This window comes from Martelella mangrovi (genome assembly GCF_040545495.1).
GTDB classification, from domain to species: domain Bacteria; phylum Pseudomonadota; class Alphaproteobacteria; order Rhizobiales; family Rhizobiaceae; genus Martelella; species Martelella mangrovi.
The window spans coordinates 49,224-73,503 of record NZ_JBEPLY010000015.1 but is presented as its reverse complement, the minus strand read 5'-3'; the positions used below and the strand labels follow the sequence as shown (position 1 = coordinate 73,503).

The 24,280-nt window shown below is 59.4% G+C and carries 19 protein-coding genes and 1 tRNA gene; 10 read left to right on the top strand and 10 right to left on the bottom strand.

The window, feature by feature from the left end:
* Nucleotides 1-10: 10 nt before the first annotated feature.
* Both ABID12_RS17985 and ABID12_RS17980 read right to left on the bottom strand, forming a co-directional pair.
* Nucleotides 11-1,267 (bottom strand): ABC transporter substrate-binding protein, encoded by a 1,257-nt coding sequence (locus ABID12_RS17985; protein ID WP_354435499.1) that lies wholly within the window; start codon nt 1,265-1,267, stop codon nt 11-13.
* A 51-nt stretch (nt 1,268-1,318) separates the two neighbouring features.
* Nucleotides 1,319-2,755, bottom strand: coding sequence for a M24 family metallopeptidase (locus tag ABID12_RS17980; protein ID WP_354435498.1), 1,437 nt, complete (start codon nt 2,753-2,755; stop codon nt 1,319-1,321).
* A gap of 577 nt (nt 2,756-3,332) precedes the next feature.
* Between ABID12_RS17980 and ABID12_RS17975 the strand changes: the two genes are divergently transcribed.
* Nucleotides 3,333-4,133, top strand: coding sequence for a ceramidase domain-containing protein (locus ABID12_RS17975; RefSeq protein ID WP_354435497.1), 801 nt, complete (start codon nt 3,333-3,335; stop codon nt 4,131-4,133).
* A gap of 300 nt (nt 4,134-4,433) precedes the next feature.
* Here ABID12_RS17975 and ABID12_RS17970 read toward each other — a convergent pair.
* Nucleotides 4,434-4,509, bottom strand: a tRNA-Ala gene (locus tag ABID12_RS17970).
* A gap of 320 nt (nt 4,510-4,829) precedes the next feature.
* Nucleotides 4,830-5,219: a TIGR02300 family protein gene (locus ABID12_RS17965; protein ID WP_106313254.1), complete on the bottom strand. Its 390-nt coding sequence runs from the start codon at nt 5,217-5,219 to the stop codon at nt 4,830-4,832.
* A gap of 250 nt (nt 5,220-5,469) precedes the next feature.
* On the opposite strand from ABID12_RS17965, the gene ABID12_RS17960 reads away from it, so the two are divergent.
* Nucleotides 5,470-6,060 carry a transglycosylase SLT domain-containing protein gene (locus tag ABID12_RS17960; protein WP_319517590.1) on the top strand — a complete coding sequence of 197 codons (591 nt, stop codon included), beginning with the start codon at nt 5,470-5,472 and terminating at the stop codon, nt 6,058-6,060.
* 97 nt (nt 6,061-6,157) lie between these two features.
* On the opposite strand, the gene ABID12_RS17955 is transcribed toward ABID12_RS17960, so the two are convergent.
* Nucleotides 6,158-7,927 (bottom strand): IlvD/Edd family dehydratase, encoded by a 1,770-nt coding sequence (locus ABID12_RS17955; RefSeq protein ID WP_354435496.1) that lies wholly within the window; start codon nt 7,925-7,927, stop codon nt 6,158-6,160.
* Nucleotides 7,928-8,306: 379 nt separating this feature from the next.
* Here ABID12_RS17955 and ABID12_RS17950 point away from each other — a divergent pair, with 379 nt between their 5' ends.
* Nucleotides 8,307-8,912, top strand: coding sequence for a hypothetical protein (locus ABID12_RS17950; protein WP_354435495.1), 606 nt, complete (start codon nt 8,307-8,309; stop codon nt 8,910-8,912).
* 289 nt (nt 8,913-9,201) lie between these two features.
* Here ABID12_RS17950 and ABID12_RS17945 read toward each other — a convergent pair whose 3' ends face one another.
* Nucleotides 9,202-10,131, bottom strand: coding sequence for an IS110 family RNA-guided transposase (locus ABID12_RS17945; RefSeq protein WP_354435494.1), 930 nt, complete (start codon nt 10,129-10,131; stop codon nt 9,202-9,204).
* Nucleotides 10,132-10,395: 264 nt separating this feature from the next.
* A complete protein-coding gene (locus tag ABID12_RS17940) occupies nt 10,396-11,187 on the bottom strand; it encodes a DUF1206 domain-containing protein (RefSeq protein WP_354435493.1) in 792 nt (263 codons plus the stop codon).
* Nucleotides 11,188-11,593: 406 nt separating this feature from the next.
* Here ABID12_RS17940 and ABID12_RS17935 point away from each other — a divergent pair, with 406 nt between their 5' ends.
* From ABID12_RS17935 to ABID12_RS17910, 6 genes are all read left to right on the top strand, one after another.
* A complete protein-coding gene (locus tag ABID12_RS17935) occupies nt 11,594-12,937 on the top strand; it encodes an ABC transporter substrate-binding protein (protein ID WP_354435492.1) in 1,344 nt (447 codons plus the stop codon).
* Nucleotides 12,938-13,006: 69 nt separating this feature from the next.
* Nucleotides 13,007-14,323, top strand: coding sequence for a carbohydrate ABC transporter permease (locus ABID12_RS17930; protein WP_354435491.1), 1,317 nt, complete (start codon nt 13,007-13,009; stop codon nt 14,321-14,323).
* Nucleotides 14,320-15,570: a carbohydrate ABC transporter permease gene (locus ABID12_RS17925; RefSeq protein ID WP_354435490.1), complete on the top strand. Its 1,251-nt coding sequence runs from the start codon at nt 14,320-14,322 to the stop codon at nt 15,568-15,570. Before ABID12_RS17930 ends, ABID12_RS17925 begins: the two co-directional genes overlap by 4 nt.
* Nucleotides 15,567-16,862 (top strand): MGH1-like glycoside hydrolase domain-containing protein, encoded by a 1,296-nt coding sequence (locus ABID12_RS17920; RefSeq protein ID WP_354435489.1) that lies wholly within the window; start codon nt 15,567-15,569, stop codon nt 16,860-16,862. The genes ABID12_RS17925 and ABID12_RS17920 overlap by 4 nt, the downstream gene beginning before the upstream one ends.
* Before the next feature lies 1 nt (nt 16,863).
* Nucleotides 16,864-17,916: an ABC transporter ATP-binding protein gene (locus ABID12_RS17915; protein ID WP_354435488.1), complete on the top strand. Its 1,053-nt coding sequence runs from the start codon at nt 16,864-16,866 to the stop codon at nt 17,914-17,916.
* A 156-nt stretch (nt 17,917-18,072) separates the two neighbouring features.
* Nucleotides 18,073-19,440, top strand: coding sequence for an aminotransferase (locus tag ABID12_RS17910; RefSeq protein ID WP_354435487.1), 1,368 nt, complete (start codon nt 18,073-18,075; stop codon nt 19,438-19,440).
* A 30-nt stretch (nt 19,441-19,470) separates the two neighbouring features.
* On the opposite strand, the gene ABID12_RS17905 is transcribed toward ABID12_RS17910, so the two are convergent.
* The 3 genes from ABID12_RS17905 to rirA all read right to left on the bottom strand — a co-directional run bounded on the left by ABID12_RS17905 (nt 19,471) and on the right by rirA (nt 22,930).
* Nucleotides 19,471-20,472, bottom strand: coding sequence for a substrate-binding domain-containing protein (locus ABID12_RS17905; protein ID WP_354435486.1), 1,002 nt, complete (start codon nt 20,470-20,472; stop codon nt 19,471-19,473).
* Nucleotides 20,473-20,546: 74 nt separating this feature from the next.
* Nucleotides 20,547-22,178: an FGGY-family carbohydrate kinase gene (locus tag ABID12_RS17900; RefSeq protein WP_354435485.1), complete on the bottom strand. Its 1,632-nt coding sequence runs from the start codon at nt 22,176-22,178 to the stop codon at nt 20,547-20,549.
* Between the two features lie 284 nt (nt 22,179-22,462).
* The gene (gene rirA, locus ABID12_RS17895) at nt 22,463-22,930 is read right to left on the bottom strand and encodes an iron-responsive transcriptional regulator RirA (protein ID WP_106302254.1); all 468 of its coding nucleotides are present in this window, start codon (nt 22,928-22,930) and stop codon (nt 22,463-22,465) included.
* 166 nt (nt 22,931-23,096) lie between these two features.
* Between rirA and ABID12_RS17890 the strand changes: the two genes are divergently transcribed.
* Nucleotides 23,097-24,131, top strand: coding sequence for a Fe(3+) ABC transporter substrate-binding protein (locus tag ABID12_RS17890; RefSeq protein WP_354435484.1), 1,035 nt, complete (start codon nt 23,097-23,099; stop codon nt 24,129-24,131).
* The last annotated feature ends 149 nt before the right edge of the window (nt 24,132-24,280 follow it).

Genomic DNA, 24,280 nt, shown 5'->3' with positions numbered 1-24,280 from the left:
CCAGCGGGGATTAAAACTCGCGATCGACCTCAGCCTGGGCTTCGGCAAGCGCATCGGCAGGAGACGTGTCGGTCAGGATCGACTTTTCGACAGCCTGCATCACGTAGCGCATGATCTGCGGGGTCTCGACTTCATAGCCCGGAATGAGCGTGCTGCGAGAGTGCTTGGCAAGCTCTGCGAACTCGTTCGCCCAGGGGTTGGCGGCGGCGAATTCGGCCGTGACCGGCACATCGGTTGCCAGCGCATCCGGGCCGGAAGCGGCACGCAGCGACTGCTGACCTTCGGGGCTTACCAGCCAGGTCAGGAAGTCGATGGCTTCCTTCTGATGGTCGCTGTGGGCGCTGACGCCGAGGAAGATCTGCTGATGGGCGCCGGGATGGGCAAACGGCATGGCAGCCGCGCCGATATCGGCGCTCGGAAGCGCGCCGCCGGACGCGATGTTCAGCGTGCCGCCGGAATTGTCGATCGAGAAGGCGACCTGCTTTTCCTTGAAGCGCGTGCGCTGCGTCGGCATGCTGTCGCCGACCGGTATGATGCCTGAGGCGTAGGTATCCTTGAAGGCCTGAACGGCGGCGACGGCTTCCGGTGTGTCGATGGTCAGATTGCCCTCGTCATCGACCCAGTTGACGCCATAGCCATAGGCCCAGTTCTGGAAGTCCATCGACCAGCCGCTGAAATCGTTGATCTGGTGACGGGCGGTGAAACCGATGACGCCGGGGGTCTTTTCGGATGCTTCCTTCGCCGAGGCGATGAGTTCCTGCACGGTGGTCGGGATATTGACGCCGAGTTCCTCGGTTACGTCCTTGTTGAAGATCAGCGCATAGGCGGCGCGCTGCCATGCGATGCCGTAGCGCACATCATCGATCACGCCGTTCTCGTTGGTGCTGTTGAGGTCGACGCCCTTCACGGCATCGCCGACATCCACCAGAAAGCCGGCATCGGCCATGGTGAAGAACACGCCTTCCTGCATGATGGCGATATCGGGGCCCTGGCCGGCGCCCATCTCGGTGGTCAGCTTGTCGGCATATTCCTTCGACGGAATGGCTTCCTGCTCAAGGACGACATCCGGATTGACCTCCTCGTATTTCTTGACGGCGGCCCAGAGGTTCTGGCCGCGCAGGGCGTCGAGCCACTGCGAGTTGGAAATCACCAGGGTGACCTTCTCACCGGACTGGGCGAAACTCGTTCCGGCACTGCCGAGCGTGGCGGCAAGGCCGACGAAAACGGCGGAGGCCAGAAGCCTGCGGCGGTGTATCTGCTTGAACATGTCGTTCTCCTTCTGAAGCTTTCTTTATTGTTCTGGTTTGGGGTTGGGAGGCTATTCCGCTTTGACGCGATGCGGCGCAAGCGGGGTATGGCAGCTCAGGTTTTCTGCACCGTCTGCTGTCACCAGATAACAATCGCCGACATTGCAGCCCGCCACTTCCGGCTCGAGCCACTGGGCATGGAGAACGAAGGTCATTCCCTCTTCCAGCTTGTCGTGATTGTTCGACTGGATATTGTAATTCCTGAATTTCTGCATCGACACCGAATGGCCGACATTGGGGTTATGCGGCCCGAGCGTTGCCGGGTAAACATGCATCAGCCTGCGGCCCTGGCGCTCCCAGTCTTCATCCGGCACGTGCTTGCGCGGGATCAGCCGCGGCTTGCCGTCGTCTTCGGAAACCCAGTTATAGGGCATCGTCCGGCTGTCGGCCGATGTCAGATAGCCGCGCTCGAGATAGGGCTCGAAGGAGGCGTCCGCCACTTCGGAAACGAGGTTGCCCGGCCGGACCTTCGCCGCGGCTTTCTCCACGCCCTCAACGCACATCTGCAGAACCTCTTCCTGCTTGTCCGTGATGTCGCCGACGGCGATCATGCGGGCGATCTGGGCGGTGTAGCCCTGATAGATGACGGCGGAAATATAAAGATTGATCAGGTCGCCATTGCGCACGACATGGCCATAGGGCTTGCCGCAATGGGTGCCGAAACGGTTGATACCGATCTGGTAGCCGTCGCCGGTCTCCCCGCCGCGCGCCATCTGGGCATAGGTGAAGGCGGCATAGATCTCGTAATCGGTCACGCCCGGTCGGATCACATGATAGGCCGCCTGAATGCCGATATCGGCAAGCTGGGCGGCAGCGCGCACGACCGCCTGTTCGCGCGGGGAGCGTACTTTCTGCATCCGGTCGATGACCGATGAACAATCGGCAAAGGCGCTTTTGGGCAGACGGGTTTTCAGGCCGTTCCAGTAAGGCGCGGACGTCGCATCGCCGATCAGGCCGACCTGCGCAACGGAAAAGCCCTCGCGCTCGAGAAAGGAACCGACCGCCTCGACCACCTTGTCGACCGTATTGCCCGGCCGGTTATAGGTCTCCCGGCCCCATGTGCCGACCTGCCAGATATCCTCGACAAGAACCGGCTCACCGGCCGGCGGCAGCAGAACCGAGCTGCTGAAAATCGAAAACATCGTCAACGGCTTGTCGTCATCCGTCGGCACGACCAGAACGCCCTCGCGCGCCCAGTCGCAGACATAGCGCAGATAGGAATTGGAGACCTTGTAGGAGCCGATGGAATCGGCATGGATCAGGATCACGTCATGACCGGCAACCACGGCCTCCCGCCGGATGCGGCGCAGCCGGTCGACGAATTCACTCTCCGGCAGCGGGCCGACAGGCTCGAACTCGAAGGACGGCTGAAAGCCATCCAGAAGACGTTCGAACCGATTGTCGGGCGCAAAGCCTGACGAGGCGAGGGAAGCATTTATGGCAGTCATGGCATGGTCTCATCGATACTGAAGGTGAGATCAGCTTATCGATGAAATTTTTTTTGCAAATAGCAACCACGCATCAAGTTTAAGCGCCGTGCCCATCAAATATGCATTCGTAATTTTTGCCTATTTTGGAGCAAAAAAGTGACCAGAGGCTCAGATACTCTTATCTTCACGGGGCTGTAAAAACAGCGATTTTTCGATGACGATAACCAATCCATGAAATTTTTATTTCAATTTTCTGCAAAAAACCATCAAACCGCAGTTTCAGCCCCGCCTATCTTATGGGCAGAAACAGAAAAACAGCACCTTCCGAAGCGATGCGAAAGCGGCACAAGCCCGCCGCCCTGTGACGAGAAGCTACCCTTCGAGGCACAACTTGTAACAATGGCTTGTTTTAGCTTGGGGGACGGCCAGACGACCACTTCTGAAAAACACCACCCAGCCATAGCGTTCGGATTGAGGGCACAAACCGGCAGAAGCGGGGCAGGAGCGGTCGGGCAGATCTCCGATTGGCCTGGCGGCAAAGCGGACATCGACCTACATTGCGTGCTCCGGCACTCTCGGCCCGGAGCGGACTTTCGTGTCATCCGCAGACAACGTCTCCTCCGAGTCCTTGGTGATCGCTTTCCGCTTTGCTATGGGGAAAAGCGGAAGCCGATTGCTTGCGGAGAACGAGTTCATGACATTCCTTGGCTACATAGACCTCTACTGCGAGCGTTCTGCGCCAGGTTTCTGGAATGAACCCGTCAATGCCCTCAGCAATGCCGCGTTCCTGGTCGCGGCATTGCTCGCTTGGCGTGCGCTTCAGGCGTCGGGCCGACGCGGGCTTCCGGAGCGCGTGCTGATTTTTCTGGCTGTGTCCATCGGCCTCGGTTCATTCCTGTTTCACACCTTTGCCAACGGCAAAACTGAGCTGTTGGACGTGATCCCGATCTGGACGTTTGTCGCGTTGTATATTGCCACCGTGATTTTTCGACTAAACAGCGGAAATTATCTGAGAACACTGAGGATATGTCTTATCGTCGCGGCTTGCGTGAGCGCTGCGTTCTGGGCGACAGGCAGAGACATTACCACGAACGACGTCTCGGATCCCGAACGCCTGAATGGATCGTTGCAATACCTTCCGGCCCTTTTGGCGCTCTGGGGATTTTCCCTTGTGACGCTTATCAAACGTCATCCTGCCCGACAGCTTGTGCTTACGGCATCAGCCTGTTTCACGACTTCCTTGGTCTTTCGCACGATCGACTTGATGACCTGCGCCACGACGGGAATCGGAACGCACTTCATGTGGCATGTTTTGAACGGCGCAATGATCTTGGCGCTGCTTTTGGCCCTTATACGACACGTTCCATCAGCCGAAACACCCGTCCGTGACGCGTAAGTCTGCTTCGTTCGCATTGCCGCCTTTGGTTCAACATGCAAAGAATGCCTCATCTCCGCCCATTCAAAAACATGGTGCGGAGTGCCGCAAATGGCCGCTTCCAGAAATTGGGTCCAAGACCTTGTACGGCAGACATGGGCGCGCAAAGCAATCATGTGACGAGCGAACCCCATCTTGATGCTTTAGCCATCGTGCCCGCATAGCAGCGTTGAACGCCCAAAAGCTCAAGCCAAGTGACCGAAGCGGTCAAAGCCTGCACAAAAAGCTCAATCTATGTAGCACATTACAAAAGGGAAAATTTGGTGGAGCTAAGCGGGATCGAACCGCTGACCTCCTGCATGCCATGCAGGCGCTCTCCCAGCTGAGCTATAGCCCCATTCTCCAGACTGCCTGAGCAGTTCGAAGCGACGCGTTTCGCGTCGGGTGGCGGCTTGTTACTGTGGATTTTCGCTGGATGCAAGCCATAAAAAAACAAAGCCTGCAAAAAAATTCAAACCGCCTCCTCGCCGAACATCAAAAGCCCCTATCCGCTTGGAAGATCAGGGCTTCGCATGACGGAAAAACGGGATTTCCCGCGCGCCAGTCATCGCAACCGGCCCGCCAAAGCAGCAACCCCGGCAAAGAAAAAGCCGCCAGGGCCCGAGAGCCGGCGGCTTGTCGTGTCAAATCCGCATTGCTGCGTCGATAACGATGAGATCAATTGTCCTCGTCGTCGTCGGAAACGCCGATGATGTCGGAAACATCGTCATCATCATCGTCATCGGTCTCGAGGAACGTGTTGTCGTCGTCGTCGACATCCACATCGTCGTCGTCATCGCCGTCGACATTGGGAATGTTGTCGGACGGGCTGTCATCGTCGGAAGCCTCGATCGTGCCCATCGCGCCTTCATTGTTTTCGGCGTCGACTTCCGCAACTTCCTCTTCTTCTTCGCTTTCCACAACAGCGATGGATGCCGTGTCCTCAAAATAGGTCAGCGGCCAGGAATTCCCCGAATAGGGTGAAACCACCGGATCCTTGTTGAGGTCATAAAATTTCTTGCCCGTGTCAGGGCATGTTCTTTTCGTACCGAGTTCCGCTTTCGCCACGTTCAAACCCTCTCATGTTGCGGTTGAAGGCTGGCTTTCGCCGATCCAGCAGCGTTCACCGCTGCGCTTGTTCTTCAGGCGGTCCCCTTATCGTCATGCCGCCCGTCTGTCAAAGACTAAGTTGCAGGAATTTTCATCAGCCCGAAAGGCCCGTCCGCCCGAACCTCAGCGCGCAACGCCCCGAAGACATCGCCGGCGTTAACTATTTTTAAGAACCTTTCCTTAACGTCCCCCGCATACAGTCCGTTCCATGTCTATTTCGCGCTTTTGGATCGTGTTCGCAGTGCTCTGCCTTGCCACTCTGACAGGTTGCTCAACGACCGTCAGCAATGTCGGCAACAGCTGCGCGATTTTTGCCCAGAAAAACGGGTTCTTCGAAAACTGGCGCCGGGATGCCGAAAAGGCCTCGCGCGAGTATGGCGTGCCGGTTTCGGTCCTGATGGCGACGATCTACGTCGAATCCTCCTTCGACAGCCATGCCCGTCCGCCGCGCAAGAAGATCCTCGGCTTCATTCCGGGGCGGCGCGCTTCCAGCGCTCTTGGGTATTCGCAGGCGCTTGACGGCACCTGGAGCGAATACAAGGCACGGACCGGCCAGCGCGGCGCCAATCGCACCGATTTCGGCGATGCGATCTATTTCATCGCCTGGTATCACAATCAAAGCCATATCAGAAACGGCATTGCGCTCAACGACCCCTACAATCTCTACCTCGCCTACCATTCAGGACATGCCGGTTATTCACGCGGTGTCTGGAAAAGCCGGCCCGTGGCCAAGAGCGCGGCCGCCCGCGCCCAGAAGATGACCCAGATCTACGAAGCACAGCTGCAGCGCTGCCCGTAATCCCGGTTCCGGCCGCAGCGGCTGATCGCCTGTCGTCCTCCTCGTTACAAAACCAATCGCTCAAGGCAGCGTGACCGGGCCACAGCAAACGGCCCGGTCAATGATTGTGCCGGGGTGGTCGCGATGCGATATCCCGAAAGTCTTCGGCCTCGGCAAGGGTGGCACCTTCATCGAGCTGGGTGACGGAATTGCGGTAGATCCGCTGCCAGGGCGTCGCATCGGCGGGCACAGCGGGAAGCGCCTCCTGTTTTCGCCGTTCGATCTCGGCGTCATCGACCAGCATATCACAGCGGCCCGCATTGAAATCGATGCGGATGATGTCGCCATCGCGCAGAAAGGCCAGTCCGCCGCCAGCCGCACTTTCCGGCGAGGCATGGAGGATCGACGGGCTGTCGGCCGTGCCGGACTGGCGGCCGTCTCCAATTGTCGGAAGGCTGGTAATTCCTTTCCGGATAAGACGGTCCGGCGGCTGCATGTTGACCACTTCGGCAGATCCCGGCCAGCCGCGCGGGCCGGCGCCGCGAATAACCAGAATGGTATGTTCGTCGATGTCGAGAGACGGATCATTGATCCGGGCATGATAATCCTCCGAACCATCGAAGATCACGGCCTTGCCCTCGAATATGCCCTCCTCCCCGGCAACGGAAAGATAGCGCTTGCGAAACTCCTCGGAGATAACGCTCATCTTCATGATGGCAAAATCGAACAGATTGCCCTTCATCACCAGAAAACCCGCCCGCTCCTGCATCGGCTCGGCAAACGGCTTGATGACGGTGCGGTCCTGCGCCTCCCGCCCCTGCAGATTGTCGGCAACAGCCTTGCCCGTCACCGTCGGACAGTCGCCCGAAAGCCGCCCCGCCTGCAACAGCTCCCACATCACCGCCGGAACGCCACCGGCCCGGTGGAAGCGTTCCCCCAGAAACTCGCCGGCAGGCTGGACATTGGCCAGAAGCGGAATATCGAAGCCATAGTCCTGCCAGTCCGAAGGTTTCAGTTCGACCCCGGCATGGCGCGCGATGGCGGAGAGATGCGGCTGGGCATTGGTGGAGCCGCCGATAGCCGAATTCACCCGGATGGCATTGAGGAAAGCATCCCGGGTGAGAATATCGAGCGGGCGGATATTTTCGTTGACCAGCTCCACCGCACGCCGGCCGGTGCGATATCCCATCTGCGCGCGTTCACGATAGGCGGCGGGGATTGCCGCACAGCCCGTCAGCGACATGCCGAGCGCCTCCGCCATGGCGTTCATGGTCGAGGCTGTGCCCATGGTATTGCAGTGACCGACGGAAGGCGCGGATTCAAGGGCGGCCTCCAGAAACTGCTCGCGATTGATTTCGCCGGCGGCAAGCTTGCGGCGCGAACGCCAGATCACGGTGCCGGAACCGACAAGCTCCCCGTCATACCAGCCGTCAAGCATGGGACCGCCGGAATAGACGATCGCCGGAATATTGACCGTTGCTGCGGCCATCAGCGCCGACGGTGTCGTCTTGTCGCAACCGGTCGTCAGCACCACGCCATCGAGCGGATAGCCGTAAAGGATTTCCACTAGTCCGAGATAGGCAAGATTGCGGTCAAGCGCCGCGGTCGGGCGCTTGCAGTTTTCAAACAGGGGATGAGAAGGAAACTCGATGGGAATACCACCGGCATCGCGAATGCCGTCACGCAGGCGCCGCGCAAGGTCCAGGTGGTGACGGTTGCAGGGATTGATATCGCTGCCGCTCTGGGCAATGCCGATGATCGGTTTGCCGGACCGCAGTTCCTCCGGCGTTGTGCCGTAATTCATGAAACGCTCCAGATAGAGCGCCGTCATATCCGCATGATCCGGATTATCGAACCAGTCCCGAGACCTCAGGCGACGTTGCGACATATGTCCTTCTCCCAATACTGCAAGCCCGCAACACGACGCCTAAGCGCCGGTCTGGGCAGTCATTGTCAATGGCGCCGGCCCGGCCGGAAACCGGCTATCGCCATGCGACATCACTTCCCATGTTCTGCTTCCATATGATCAGCAATCGGGTCGTGATGCACGATCTTTCATAGCCCGCAACACCCCGGTTTGTCGCCGTGGCTGACACCTCTATCCCGCTAAAAGCGCGATTTCATCGGAACGTTCTGCGTCAGTGCCCGTTGAATAGGCATCGAATTAAAACGGAGCAGAAACAATGAACGGTATTATTTATCTCGTAGGTCTTGTTGTGGTCGTCATGTTTATCCTGTCCGTCCTCGGCCTGGCATAAGGGGGAGTCATGACAGAGCAAAACCACAATCCTGTAACCACGCCGGCCGCGCCGGGCGCCTCCTACCTCGAATGGGGCGCCATCTTCGGCGGCGCGGCCGTCGCGGGCGCGCTGGCAACAGTGCTCAGCCAGTTCGGCGCGGGCATCGGCCTTGCAGTAAGCGATGCGATGCCGGGTGAAGACGGCCTGTCATGGGCCCTTTTCCTCATCGGCCTCTGGCTCGTCCTCGTTGCCTTTGCCAGCGCCTCTGCCGGTGGCTATGTCGCCGGTCGCATGCGCTCACATTTCGGCGATGGAACGCCCGATGAAAGCGAATTCCGCGACGGCATTCACGGCATTGTCGTCTGGGCGCTCTCCACGCTGGTGCTCGGCGCGGGCGCGGCGTTAATCTCGGCGCTTTCCAGCCTGGGTGCTGCGCCTTCCAGCGGCGAGGTCAGCGAAGAAATGATGCAGATGATGCACAATGCCTCGGTCATCACCGCCTTTGCCTCCGCGGCAGGCGCGGTTCTGGCCGCAGCCGGTGCTTGGTTCGCCGGCGTTGCCGGCGGCAAACACCGCGACGAAGGCCTTTCGATCCACAGTTTCGTCCCGGCGGCATTGCGCCGCAAGGCCTGAAAAAAGGAAACGGACCGGAAGAATTTCGGTCCGTTTCTTCATTTTGTTGATAAAGCTCGCCCGTTCTCCTTCGTCACCCTCGGGCTTGACCCGAGGGTCTAAGCACGTATGAACGCGACAAGCGTATCGGGCAAAAAATAAATTTAAAACAATCCATTACAGACCGCCAACGCCGCTCGTGCTGAGCGGTGGTTAGATCCTCGGGTCAAGCCCGAGAATGACGTCCGTAAAAAGGATAGGTTTGTCGGTAAACTGAAAAGGACTGGCAACTGTATTGATGCATGTTATTTCAAGCTGCTTCGAATGTGGTTTTATCCCTGAGAATGGCATTTGCAATGACGAGCAGTTTGCGGGCGATGGCGATGATCATGACCTTGAACGGTTTGCCTTTGGCCTGCATGGCCTGGACCATGCGGGCGCAGGGCGACTTTAGCCGGTAGGCCACCAGCGCCGCCATGTAGAGGGCATCACGCACACGCTTTCGTCCGCCGCGGATATGGCGCTGGCCGCGGTGAATGCCGCTATCGGCATTGAAGGGGGCAAGGCCTGCAAGCGCCGCCATGCCGCCGGGCGAAGGGCCGCCCAGTTCCGGCATGTGGGCCATCAGGGTGAATGCCGTGATCTGACCGATGCCGGGGATCGAGCGAAGTCTGATGCTTTGCTCGTTCAGCGTCACATTTGTCCGCACATGCGACTGGCACTGTTGTTCGATCGCGGCGATTTCCGTATCGAGCCAGCCGAGGTGGCGTGCGATGCTGTCGCGCTCCGACGGCGCGGCTGTATGAAGGCGCAGCCGTTCCTGCTGACGCATGGCAACAAGCTGATCACGCCTTGTATGCAGGCTTTCCAGTTGCTGACGGGCCAGGTCGGGTGGTGTCGTGACGGGTGGTGAAAGTGTTTCGCCCATAAGCGCCAAAAGTCGCGCATCGATGGTATCGGTTTTGGCAAGCTGGCCGGTGGCTCTTGCAAAGTCGCGGGCTCTCGCCGGATTGACCCGGCAATAGGGCCGCCGCCACCTCTCGAGCGCCGAGCACAACAGCCGGTCATAACGTCCGGTCGCCTCCAGAATGACCTGCGCGTCGCGCCCCTCAAGGGTAGCAAGCCATTCGTCGATGGCGGTGCCGGTATTGGCGATACGGACGGCTTTTTGTGTTGCGGCATCGAAAAGATCCAGATGTGCCTTTGAGACGTCGCATCCGATGTAAACAGGGTGTACCATGGCAAGCCTCATCCTGTGCTACGAGGTCCGCGCTTACGGCCTCCATCAACTGTTCAGGTTGGGATTATCAAGAGCGGGCGGAGGTCCAAAAGCCAGTAAACGGTCTCTATCGACCAGGATTCCGACGGCCTTCCGCCCGCACTCTACATAGCACAAATCCAATACACAGGATTTCCGGTCCGTTTCCTACACATACCACTCCGAAATTCAGCTTCCATCCCACCCCAGCAGAACACATGCGAAGAACGCAAGGTCTGAACCCTGTCACGCATCTTCGATATTGATCTCCCGCCAGATCACCTCGGCGAAGGAATAGACGGCAAACAGCACGACACCGACGCCGAGTGCAGCCAGCAGGAATGCGCCAAACGGCAGGTCCTGGGTATATTCAAGCGCATCCTTGATCCCCGGCGTGCCGGAACCATCTTCGCTCATCAGTCCACGGAAAATCAGAAGCATGGCGAGAATGGCGAAAACGCATCCCCGTGCGGCCAGCCCGGTCATCGATATCGGGTGCAGCCAGGTCATGACCGCATCGGAGGCCTTGAGATGTTCGGCATATTTGCGCCTGTAGGCCTTCCACCAGTGCGCAATGGCGACACCGGCGAAAATTACTGCAAGTGCGATTGAAACGGGCCGCGAACCGAAAAAGCCGGCAATCATTTCAGCCAGCGACGCGCCGTCACCCTCGCCACCGTTGGAAATGCCGACGAGCGACAAGGCATAAAACGCCAGCAGACCATAGGTTACGGCGCTTGACAAAAGACCAGCCCGCACCGCCAGCCCCCTCGCCCCGAAACCATGATCATCGGGGTCCATGACCGCCTGGAACAGCCGCCAGAGACCATAACTCACAAGCCCGACAATGAGGACAGCCACCAGCGCCGAGCCGAAAGGCTGGCTCAAGACGGTTTGCAGTGCGTCCCTTGTATCCTTGCTTTCCGCCGATCCGATTGCGGCAAGAATGGCAAACAAACCGATGATGGAATAGACGAGGCCGCGCGCGAAATATCCCGTTCGCGCCAGATGCTTGATCCATTTGGAACCCTTTGCCATCCGGCGTTCCCCTTTGTTTTGTTTCATGAAAGCAACGCCCGGTTTCAGTCTTTGTTCCGGAACCGGGAAAGCTGCCCGCTGCTTGCGTTCCGGTGCTGCGAAAGTCGTAGAGGCCGCGCAGACAAAGACGACAGCCCGCCTTGACCCTTTGCCCGAAAGCGCTAAAGTCTATTAAATTGGCATTTTTCAAAAATGCCTAAGTAAACTGCAGGCGATGGGAGGAGATCCATCGGTAACAGACTGGCCTGACGCATACGGCGTCATGATCTCGTGACGGCCCGGATTTTAAACCCGGCCGCTGCGTCGTCTGCACTTTCGGACGCGCGAAAAACCGGTTCGGCCTTTTGCCGGGTCGTGGCGGAAGACCGGCTTCAGGTTTTCCGGTGGAAGCTTTTGGAGGATGACAATGAAGACACTGACGAAACTGACGGCAGCCCTCTTGCTCTCGGCAAGCGCTGCATCCCTGGCACATGCGGACACAATCCGCTTCTGGACCACGGAAGAACAGCCCGAGCGGCTGGCCAAGCAGCAGGAAATCGCCGACGCGTTCATGGAAGAGACCGGCAATGAGGTGCAGGTCATTCCGGTGACGGAAAGCGAACTCGGCACCCGCGCAACCGCTGCCTTTGCCGCCGGCGACCTGCCGGACGTCATCTACCTGACCCTGCAATATGTGCTGCCCTGGGCGGAAGCCGGTATTCTCGATGCGGAAATCGACGACGAAATCGTAAACGACCTCGGCATTGACAGTTTCGCGCCCGGCGCTGTCGAAATGGCGCAGTTCGAAGGCATGACCGCCGCCGTGCCGGTCGATGGCTGGACGCAGATGATCATCTACCGCAAGGACCTGTTTGACGAGCACGACCTTGCTCCGCCGGACTCCTATGAAAACATCGCCAAGGCGATCGAAGTCCTCAACAATCCGCCGGACATGTACGGTTTCGTCGCCGCCACCAAGATTGACGACAACTTCATGAGCCAGGTGCTGGAGCATGTCTTCCTCGCCAATGGCGTGACGCCGGTGGACGAAAACGGCTTCAAGCCTCTGGACGAGGCCAAGACCATCGAGGTTCTGGAATTCTACAAGACGCTGGCCGATGCCTCGCCTGCCGGTGAACTCTACTGGCAGCAGTCGCGCGCGCTCTATTTCGACGGCAAGGCGGCGATGATCATCTGGTCGCCCTTCATCCTCGATGAGCTTGCCGGCCTGCGCGACAGCGCACCGCCGACCATCAACGATGATCCGACCTCCACGGAACTTGCCCAGAAGACCGACGTCGTCACCACCTTCTCCGGTCCGTCCAACCCGGATGGCGCGGCCTGGGCGGATATCCGCTATCTCGGCGTGACGGCGGATGCCAATATCGACGTCGCCTCCGACTTCATCAAGTTCTCCATGGATGAGGGCTATATGAACACGCTGTCGATGGCGCCGGAGGGCAAGTTCCCGGTCCGTCGCGGCACGGCGGAAGAGCCCAGCAAGTTTGTCGATGAGTGGGCTACGCTGCCGGTCGGCGTTGACCGCAAGGCGCCGCTTGCCGATGTCTACCCAGCCGAGACGGTGCAGAAAATCGTCACCGGTCTTGAGACCGCCAATCGCTGGGGCGTGAAGGAAGGCCAGCTAGCGCTCGCCTCGAAGATGGTCAACAGCCAGGTCATCAATCAGGTCGTGCGCGAATATATCGATGGCGAGATTTCCGGACCGGATGCCGTCGAAAAGCTCAATGCGGAGCTTTCGGAAATCAACTGATTTCTGGCCGAAAGAACAGCCGGGCGCGAACCCCACGCCCGGCCGCTTTTCCCGCAAAAGGCTTGAGACATGGCAGACATGACCGACAGCGGCAGCCCCGCGCCCGAACCGTCCCCCAAACCACCCAAGGGTTTCGGCCGGATGGCGCGGCGCGAAATGCGCTTTGCCTATACGATGCTGGCTCCGACCTTCGCCATTGTGCTGGCCGTGGTGCTGTTGCCGCTGATTGCCAATTTCTGGATATCGTTCAAGCCGGTTCAGCTTTCCGATCTGCGCCCGCCGCAGCTCAACATCAACGAGCGGCTCCGGGGCGATCTGGAAAACCCCGGCGATGAGGCGGAAATCGAGTTCCGGCTGCGCAATACCTCGCAGAAGGCCTCTATCTACAATGCCGGTTTTGTCGATATCATTCCCGAGGGCCTTCAGGTCTCCGGTCTGGACGAACGCTGCACGCTGGAAGGCCGTCAACTGAGCTGCACGCTAGGCGACCTGCCGGAAAAATTCCGGGACCGCATCCGCATGCAGGTGATTGCCGATACCGCCTATCTGACATCGCCCGTCGAACTGAGAGACAGTGAGCCGCAAACCTCGGGCCGGGCCGACAATATCCTGACGAATTTCGACTTCACGCTCGAAAACTTCGCCCGCATTTTCTCCTCGCCGGACTTCTGGAAAGTGCTGCGGGTGACCTTCTATTACACCGTGTTCGGCACGGCGAGCGCGCTGGTGCTGGGGCTGTTCGCCGCCCAGCTTTTGAACCAGAGCTTCAAGGGACGCTCGGTGCTGCGCGGGCTGTTCCTGTTTCCTTACGTGGCGCCGGTCATCGCGGTTGCGTTTACCTGGATCATCCTGCTCGATCCCTATTCGGGCACGCTGAATGCGCTTCTGGTGCGCTCCGGCATGATTGTCGCGCCGATCGATTTCTTCGGTCAGCGCGATGTCGATATTTCCATTTTCGGCCTGACTTTCCAGTTCCCGGTGGCGCTGACGACCGTGATCGCGTTTGAGGCGTGGCGCTATTTCCCGCTGTCCTTCCTGTTCATTCTGGCGCGCATGCAGGCGCTTTCCACCGATGTCTACGAGGCGGCCGAAATCGACGGTGCAACGCCGCTGCAACAGTTCTGGTACATTTCGCTGCCGCAGCTTGTCGGCATTCTGGCGGTTCTGTTCCTGCTGCGCTTCATCTGGACCTTCAACAAGTTCGACGACATTTTCCTGCTCACCGGCGGGGCGGCCGGCACCAGAACGCTGACGGTCGATGTCTATGAACAGGCCTTTGCCGTTTCCAATCTCGGCGCAGGCGCGGCGGTTGCCGTGGTCGTCTTCGCAGTCCTGCTGTTCTTCTCGCTGGTCTTCTTCAAATTCTCACCACAGGATGACGGATGATGCGTATCGGAACCGGCTTCATCGCCGCCATTCTTCTGGGCGCCTTCTGGGCAATCGTCTGGATGATCGTCATCGGCCTCGTGTTCACGCTGTTTTCCGGTGAGGCAAGCGCACCGCAGCTTGGCTATGCCGCACTGGCGGGCGCGGTGGGGGCGGCCATATATGTGCTGTCGCCGGTCAGAACCCGCGACCGCCCGAAAGCGCGCGGGGCTGCGGTACAGGCTTTCATGATCGTCGCCATTTTCGCGGTGCTGATGCTGACCACGTTCGGTGAACCCTTCGGGCTGTCGCTCGCCTACACAACGGGGCTGCAGCTTGTCGCCTTTGCCGGTTTTCTGGTGGCCGTCTGGTGGTCGATTGTGGCCGCCCTTCATGACCAGAAGGCCGGCAATATCGGCCGTTACCACCTCGAAGTCATCTTCCTGCGCTTCATGAAGGGGCTTGGCCTGACGCTGTTCACCATCGTCGTGGCGCTGCCCTTTTATGTGATGGTGATGACCAGTTTCAAAAGCCAGCAATCGCTGATTTCCAATCCGCTCGACCTTTCGATCGACCTCAGCCAGGGGCTTTCCGGCCTGTTCAATTCCTATATCGAATTGTTCACCGTCTATTCTTTCGGCACCTTCCTGATGAACTCCGCCATCGTTTCGGTGGCAACGGTCATCATCACGCTGGTCTTTGCCGTGCCCGGCGCCTATGCGGTGGCCAGGCTTCGCTTTCCCGGTCAGGCGTTCCTGTCGCGCTCCATCCTGCTGATTTACATGGTGCCTGCCATCGTGCTGGTGATCCCGCTTTATTCGGTGTTCTCGCAGGTGGGTCTCAGAAATTCACTCATCGGGCTGATGATCGTCTACCCGGCGACCACCATTCCGGTCGCGCTCTATATGTTGCAGGGCTATTTCCGGGGACTGCCCTCCGAGCTGGAAGAGGCGGGGCTGATGGACGGGCTGAAGCGGCCTGGCGTGATCCTCAAGATCACCCTGCCGCTGGCGCTGCCCGCCCTCGCCTCGGTTGCGCTCTACGTCTTCATGATCGCCTGGAACGAATTCCTGTTCGCCTTCATGTTCCTGGACGACATCAACATGTTCACGCTTTCGCGCGGGGTCGTCTCGCTCAATTCATCGGAAGTGCCGCGCCAGCATCTTATGGCGGGTGCGGTGGTTGCCACCGTGCCGGTGCTGTTCATCTTCCTGTGGTTCGAACGTTTCCTCGTGGCAGGGCTGACCGCCGGCAGCGTGAAAGGATGAGCATGCATACCTCGCTGAAACAACAGGCCATCGACATCCTGCGCATGAACGACCGGGGCGGCTACACCGTGCCGACGGCGCGCCTCTACCCGTATCAGTGGGAATGGGATTCCGTCTTCGCCGCACTTGGCTTTGCCACTTTCGACCGCAACCGGGCATGGGAAGAAATCGAAACGCTGTTTTCCGGTCAGTGGGAGGATGGCATGGTGCCGCATATCATCTTCCACAAGACCGATCCGGACTATTTTCCGGGTCCGGAAATGTGGAAATCGAACACCGTGCCGCCCTCCTCCGGCCATTCGCAGCCGCCGGTTGCCGCAAGCGCCATGCTGACGATGATGAAAACAGGCGGCCCCGAAGACCGCAAACGCGCTGAAAAACTGTTCGAAAAACTCGTCGCCTGGCACCGCTGGTTTCACAAGTACCGCGATCCGGATGAAACCGGCGTTGTCGGCATTATCCACCCGTGGGAATCCGGCCGTGACAATTGCCCGGACTGGGATATCGGTATGGAGCAGATCACGGTGCCCGACGATCTCGGCGACCTGCCACGCCGCGACATCACCCATGTCGACCCGTCCGAACGGCCGACAGCGGAGCAATATAACCGCTATCTCGCCATCGTGAAATTCGGCCATGAATGCAAATGGGATCATCTCGAGATTGCCCGCAACGGGCCGTTCTTCATGGTCGATCCCTGCGTTCAGTTCGCGCTGATGCGCGGTGACCGCGATCTGGCCGAACTCGCCGATGAATTCGGCCTTCCCGGCATCCGCGACGAGGCGGAAAGCTGGCTGAAACGCGCGAAGGAAGGCTGCGGCAGTTTCTGGAGCGAGGATGTCGGCGGCTTTGTTGCCAAAGACCTGCGCTCCGGTACGCTTTCAACCGCCTTCACCAATGCGTCGGCCATGGCGCTTTACGCCGATGCCGGAGATGCGGCGCAACAAGCCCGTTTGGTGAGAGAAGTCACCGCCATTCTCGATTGCTGCACCTATGGTTTTCCCAGCTGGGACCCGCGCGACAGCCAGTTTGAAAGCCGGCGCTACTGGCGCGGCCCCATCTGGTCCGTGGTCAACTACATGATTGGCACCGGCCTTGCCGAAAAGGGCCATGGCGCCCTTGCCGAACGGCTGCGCGGCGACACCCGAAGGGCCGTCGAGACATCCGGCTTTTACGAATATTTCGACCCGCTGACCGGCGAAGGTCTCGGCGGCAAGCTTTTCACATGGACCGCAGCCATTCATCTCGCCTGGGCCATGGGCGACGATCTATTGCAGGCTGAAGGAGAATAAGATGGGCTCTATCCGGCTGGAAAACGTGGAAAAATGGTTCGGCGACCTGCAGGTCATCAAGGGCATCGACCTTGAAATCGACGACGGCGAGTTCGTCATCTTCGTCGGCCCCTCCGGCTGCGGAAAGTCGACTTTGCTCAGGATGATTTCCGGGCTTGAGGAGACGAGCCGTGGCCGCATTCTGCTCGATGGCGACGATGTGACCGACCGGCTGCCGTCAGAGCGCGGCCTTTCCATGGTGTTTCAGTCCTACGCGCTCTATCCGCATATGGATGTGCGCGACAATATGGGCTTTTCGCTGAAGACCGCCGGTAGCCCGAAAAAGGAAATCGCGGAAAAGGTCGGCCGCGCCGCCGAAATCCTGCGCCTCGACGACTATCTCGACCGCCGCCCGAAGGCGCTTTCCGGCGGACAACGCCAGCGCGTCGCCATCGGTCGCGCCATCGTGCGCGAACCGAAAGGCTTTCTGTTCGACGAGCCGCTCTCCAATCTCGATGCGGCTCTTCGCGTGGAAATGCGCTTCGAAATCGCCCGCCTGCACGAAACGCTGGGCACGACGATGATCTACGTGACCCACGATCAGGTCGAGGCGATGACGCTGGCCGACCGGATCGTGGTGCTGAAGGATGGCCGCATCATGCAGGTCGGCACCCCGCGCGACCTTTACGAAAAACCCGACAACCTGTTCGTCGCCCAGTTCATCGGCTCACCGAAAATGAACATTCTGCCGTGTTCGGGCAGCGCCGGGGAATATAAAATCGAAGGCCACGGCAGCGGGCCAATGCCTAAGGGCACGGAAGGCACGCCCGCCTCGCTCGGCATCCGCCCCGAACACATCGACGTCGTCGAGGCCGGCAAAGGTCAGGTGACGGGCAAGGTGGAGATCTCCGAATATCTCGGTTCCGACACCTATCTCTATGTCGATTGCGGCGATGCCGGCAGGCTCATCATCCGCGTTGCAGAAATCGACGCCGACATTCGCGGCCAGGATATCGGCCTTTCCTTCCGCCCGGATAAACTGCACTTCTTCAACGAGGCCGGGCTTTCGCTTTGATGCCCGCAATCTTCGCCCCGCCTGAACCTTTGCCGCGGCGGAAGGCATGAAAGGCCGCATCGGGACCGCCAGACGCCCCTTTTGCCGTTCGTGCCTTGACGACGCCACCTAATCCCGGAAAGGTCAGGCTTGCAAACGGCAACAGGGAGACCGGGCATGGCGGACACAGGCGGAAATTCATGGGAAGAGAAGGACATGGCCAATGTCTTCCATGGCTTTACCGATTTTCCTTCGCTGAAGGAGAACGGGCCGGTTGTTCTCACCCATGGTGAAGGCATTCATGTCTTCGATGTGCACGGCAAACGCTATCTGGATGCCAATTCGGGCCTGTGGAACAATGTCGCCGGGTTCAATCACACGGGCATTGTGGAAGCGCTTTGCGCACAGGCGCAGCGCTTTCCGGGCTATCATTCGTTTTTCGGCCGGATTGCCGATGTCACCGTCGAACTGTCCGAACGCCTGATTTCGCTTTCGCCTTTCGACAGCGGCAAGGTCTACTACACGAACTCCGGTTCGGAAGCCAACGACACCATGGTGAAGATGCTGTGGATGATCAACCGGCGAAAGGGCATGCCGGAACGGCGCAAGATCATCACCCGCATCAATGCCTATCATGGCGTGACAGTGGCCACAGCCTCGATGACGGCAAAGCCCTATAACAGCGAATTCGGCCTGCCGCTGCCCGGTTTTCTCCGTGCCGACTGCCCGCATTTCTGGCGTTTCGGCCTCGAGGAGGAAACAGAAGATGCATTTACCGCGCGCATGGCGCGCAATCTCAGGGACCTGATCGAGCGCGAAGGCCCCGAAACCATTGCCGGCATGTTTGCCGAACCGGTGCAGGGCGCGGGCGGCGTCATTCCACCCTCAAAAGGCTATTTCGACGCAATCCGCCCGATCCTTCGGGAATATGACATTCCGCTGATCGCCGACGAGGTGATTTGCGGCTTCGGCCGGATGGGCACGATGTGGGGCAGCGATTATTACGGGATAGAGCCGGATGCGATCATCGCCTCGAAGTGCATTACCGCCGGTTATTATCCGATGGGCGCCGTCATTCTCGGCGCGAAGCTTGCCGCGGAACTGGAAGAAGCATCAGAGGCGGCAGAGGAATTTCCGCATGGCTTTACCGCAGCCGGCAGCCCGCTTGGCAGCGCTGTTGCCCTGAAGGCGCTCGATGTGCTCGAGACGGAAGGGCTGATCGACAATGTCCGGTCTCTGACGCCGCATTTTCTCGAGCGGCTGTCACGCTTCGGCGACCATCCCCATACAGGCGAGGTGCGCGGCGTCGGCTTCATGGGCGCGATCGAAATGGTCGCCGACAGAAAAACCAAAGCGCCGTTCGACAGCAAGCTTCGGGTGTCCGAGCGGATCGCCAACAAGGCGTTGGAAAAGGGTCTGATCTGCCGCCCGCTCGGCGCCGCCGTGGTTCTCGCGCCCCCCTTCATCATCACCAATGCTGAAACCGACACCATGTTCGATCTGCTGGAAGAGACGGTTGCCGATGTCTTTGCCGAGATCGGTTAGCGCTGTTGCTGCACCGCCGCCCGGAACGCGTCATGCCGGCGCGTTGAGATAGAGCAGTTCGGCATCGACGACCGTGCGCGTTCCCTCGGCCGCCGCATTGCCGCCGATCCGGTCGGAAATCGCCTGAAAGGCAGCGCGCGCCAGTGCTTCTTCATCCTGCCGGACGACGATGACCGTGTTCGGCAGAAGTTCCAGAAAGCCGTCATAGTCGAACGTGGCGATGATCATGTCGGGCGGAACGGCCGAACGTGTGCGCCTTAGATGTTGCAGGGCGCCCTCGAGCACGAGCAGCGAAGAGCACAAAAGCGCCGAGGGCAATGCGCCACCGGCCTCAAGAAGCGTCTGCATCATGGCTTTGCCGGCGGCCACGCTGTCGTCGGCCGCTGTCAGCAGTCTTGCATTTTCACCCTCGCCCGCAGCCGCGCGAAACCCGGCAATGCGCGCGACAATGGCCGGGTTTTCCGGATGCCCGCAGAAAAACACCATGTCGCTTGCGCCCGCGCTCATCACCGCGGCGGTGAGAAGCCTTGCGTTTTCCCGGTGATCACTGGCAATCACCTGCGTATTATCGCCCGGATAGTGGCGGTCGATCACGACCATGGGCGTCTGCCGGCTGCGCTTTTTGGCCGAAACCGCCGGGCGTGGCGCGCACGGTGCGAGCACCAGTGCATCGACACCGCGTTCAAGCAGGCTTTGCAGCGCACGGGCTTCCACCAGCGGATCCTCCCCGCTCGACGTAGTGATCAGCACCAGGCCCTCACTCCGGCAGCAGGCTTCCAGATGCGCCATGAAACGGGCAAAGAACGGGTTCGCGATCTCCGGCGCCACGAACCCAATCGTATGGCTGCGCTGCGTCTTCAGATTGCGCGCAGTCTGGTTGATCGTGTAGCCATGTTCGTCGACATAATCGCGGATGATCTTCTGCGTGCGGGCGCTGATCCGATATTCGGAAGCACGCCCGCTCAGCACCATGGTGATCGTCGTCCGGGAATAACCGGTTTCTTCCGCAATCTCGGAAATCGTTTTCGCCATAGCCTGTTTTTCTCCGCTGCCGGCAGTCTATCGCAAGGCGCGTGCCAAACGCCAGCACCAAGAAGGCTACGCGGTCAGGATGCCATCATCGCCCTGATCTTGCGGTCAGCGTCCTGTAGCAGTGCGAAAGCCTCGAACTTTGCTGCGTGCAACTCAGCGACCGCGCCGCCGGCAGGTTCGATAATCTCCCGGATCGCCGACATCTGTCGCGCGCCCTGCTCCAGATTACCGTGATGCCCCGCAGCAACCGCGCCGACGATGGCACCGCCGAGGAGTACCGGTTCTGCCGTATCGGGAAGGGCAACCTTGAGGCCCGTCGCATCGGCAAGGATGCGCCGCAAAAGCCTGCTCTGCGCGGCTCCGCCGCTGACCACGATGGTCTCAAGCGGTAGCCCTGCTGCCTTTTCCGCCTCAATGATCTGCCGTGTGCCGTAGCACAGCCCGCAAAGCCCCGCGACGTAGAGCGCGACAAAACTGTCCTCCCCCGTATCAAGCTTCAGCCCGCTGACGACACCGGTTGCCTGTGGATCGGCATAAGGCGCGCGGTTTCCGAGAAATTCCGGCACCACCTGAATGTCACGGCCGAGAAAGGTCGCCGCGTCCAGCGAGCCGGCCTGTTCGATCGCGCGTTTCTCCAGATAGACAGGGACGGGCAGGCCTTCGGCCGCCGCCTTTTCGCGGATGGCTGGATAGGCCGGATGAAGGGTGACGAGGTGATCGAGGGCCGCGCCATAAGCCGATTGCCCGCCTTCAAGAAGCCAGAAGCCCGGCACCATCGCGCCGAAATACGGCCCCCAGACGCCATCGACGAAATGCGCATCCTTCGCAAGCGTCATCGCGCAGGCCGAGGTCCCCATGATCAGCGCCATCTGGGTTTCCGGCGGCAGGTTTTCGCCATTCGGGCCTTCGCAGGCAAAAGTGCCAACGCCACCGCAATGGGCATCGATCAGCGAGGCGCCGACCGGCGTTCCGGCAACAAGGCCGAGCTCTGTGGCAGCCGTATCCGTCAGCCCGTCGCCAACAGGGGTTGCGATATCGACGACATTCGAACCGATGCGCGCAAATGCGTCGTCAGCAAGCTCCTCAAGGCCGATGGCCCTGAAATATCCGGCGTCCCAGCGTCGCTCATGGACAAGGTAGGTCCATTTGCAGGTAACCGTGCAGACCGAGCGGTCCGTCGAACCGGTTGCGCGCCATGACAGAAAGTCGGCGAGATCGAAGAAATGACCGGCGGCGGAAAAGGTCTCCGGCCTGTTTTCCTTCAGCCAGAGCAGTTTCGGCGTTTCCATTTCCGGTGAAATCCGTCCGCCGACATAGCGCAGCACATCATGGCCGCCGGCATTGATGCGGTCGGCCTGCTCGATTGCGCGATGATCCATCCAGACGATGACATCGCGCTCGGGATCGTTCGAGGGGCCGACGGCCAGTGGCTCTCCCTGCGCGTCCAGAACAACCAGCGAGCATGTCGCGTCAAAGCCAATCCCCTTGATGGTTGCCGGTTCGACATTGGCCTCCGCCAGCGCCGTTTTCGTGCAAAAGCAGATGGCGCTCCAGATATCATGCGATGACTGCTCGACGATATCACCGGCTTCCCGCCAAAGCATCAGATCCTTCTTGCCGACGCCCAGCAGACGACCGTTCTCGTCGAAAACGCCTGCCCGGGCACTGCCGGTTCCGACATCGATACCGATGAAATGATTGTTCATGGTTCCCTCCCTGCCCCGTTCGCCAACGGCGCAACTCCGTATCTTTCGATCAGGGCACCACTGCCCGATGCTTACCTGCCATCGCCCGACCTATGCTTTTCAGCCATGAAAAGCATATGCTGCTACGAGTTAGCGACCTACAGCTATATCTTTCCCGGTGGAAGCTCAAGCACCATTGAGCAATGTCTCCCCCGAACAACGAAAAAGCGCCGGAAAATATCCCGGCGCTCGTCGTACCAATTCATAAAAGCTTTTCGGCCGCAGACATCATCTGCGCAGTGCTATCAGGCGGCTGAGGATTCAACCTTCTCGTTTTCCTCGATGCTGAGAAGCTTGAAAATGTCACCGCGACGCCGCACCAGATCGGCGATCGTGTAGTCGGCGAGAACCGCGAAAAAGGCGTTGAGTGCCTTTCGCAGCGCTCCGTTGAAACCGCAACTGTCGACCAGCGGGCAATCCGTTTCGTTACTGTCATCGAAACACTCGGCCATGGAAAAGTTTTCCTCGGTCACGCAAACAACATCGAAAAGCGTGATCTCGGAAGCGGGCCGACCGAGGCGAACACCGCCATTGCGCCCACGCACCGTTTCCATGATACCAGCCTTGTGCAAGGGCTGAATGATCTTGAACAGAAACAGCTCGGACACACCGTAGGCCTTGGCAATCTCGGGCACGCGGCTGAGTTTTCCGTCATTGGCGGCGCAATACATGAGCATGCGTACCGCATAATTCGTCTGCTTTGTCAGGCGCATACCAATTGTCCTCTTTAGAATGTTTCCATCTTTATAGCGCGTTTCTCACTTTGGAACAATTCCAAAAGAAGAAATTTTCACTCAAGTCCAGAAAGGCTCTCGGTTGACACCTCGATCCGAATACCTGATGACATAATTCAACTTAAAAGAACACAAGGAGGATTCAATGACAAGGCTCAAGGCGTCCGCCGGTTTTTTTCTTGCATTCGCGACTGCCGCTTTTGCCGCGCCTGCGGCCCTGGCCGAGGATGTCAATATCTATTCCTATCGCCAGCCGGAGCTGATCGCCCCCTTGCTCGAGGCCTTTGAGGCCGAGACCGGAATCAATACCAATGTGCTGTTTCTGGATACGGGCCTTGTGGAACGGGTGAAGGCAGAAGGCGCCAATTCGCCCGTCGACGTGATTCTCACCGTCGATATCGGCCGACTGACGGAAGCCAGGGAAGCCGATGTCACCCAGTCGGTCGAAAGCGCGATCATCAATGACCATATCCCCGCGCAGTTCCGCGACCCCGACGGCAACTGGTTCGCGCTGACCAAACGTGGTCGCGTGGTCTACTCATCGAAAGACCGCATCGGCCAGATACCCATTACCTATGAGGAACTGGCGGACCCGAAATGGGAAGGCGCGATCTGCATCCGCGACGGCCAGCATCCCTATAATATCGCCCTCATCGCTTCAATGATCGCCCATCACGGCACGGAATACACCGAAGAATGGCTGGAAGGCCTCAAGGCCAATCTCGCCCGACGCCCGAACGGCAATGACCGCAGCCAGGCCAAGGCAATCATGTCCGGCGAATGCGACCTCGCACTTGGCAACACCTATTATGTCGGGCTGATGATGACCAATGACAAGGAACCCGAGCAGAAGGAATGGGCAGCCGCGATCGATATCCTGTTTCCCAATGCCGATGACCGCGGCACCCACGTCAATGTTTCCGGCATGGCCATGGCCAAACATGCGCCCCATCCGGAAAACGCACTGAAGCTGATGGAATTCCTCGCCTCACCGGAAGCCCAGGAAATCTACGCCGAACAGGTGTTCGAATATCCGGTGATGCCGGGGGCTGAAGCCTCCGAGATCGTGCAGTCATTTGGGGATATCCATCCGGACGATCTGCCGCTCATCGAAATTGCCGATCACCGCCGCGAGGCATCCGAGCTCGTCGACAAGGTCGGCTTCAACAACGGCCCGTAAATCAGCGGCGACCGATCGGCGGCAATAAACTCTTTCGGCCTGGTGTTTGAAGACACCGGGCCTTTTCGTTTCTGCGCCGTACGATCTTGACGCACCCCCTGCGGCCTGCCCTTCATGGGGCGCGCAAGAAAGCAGAGCCCGTGCCTGCA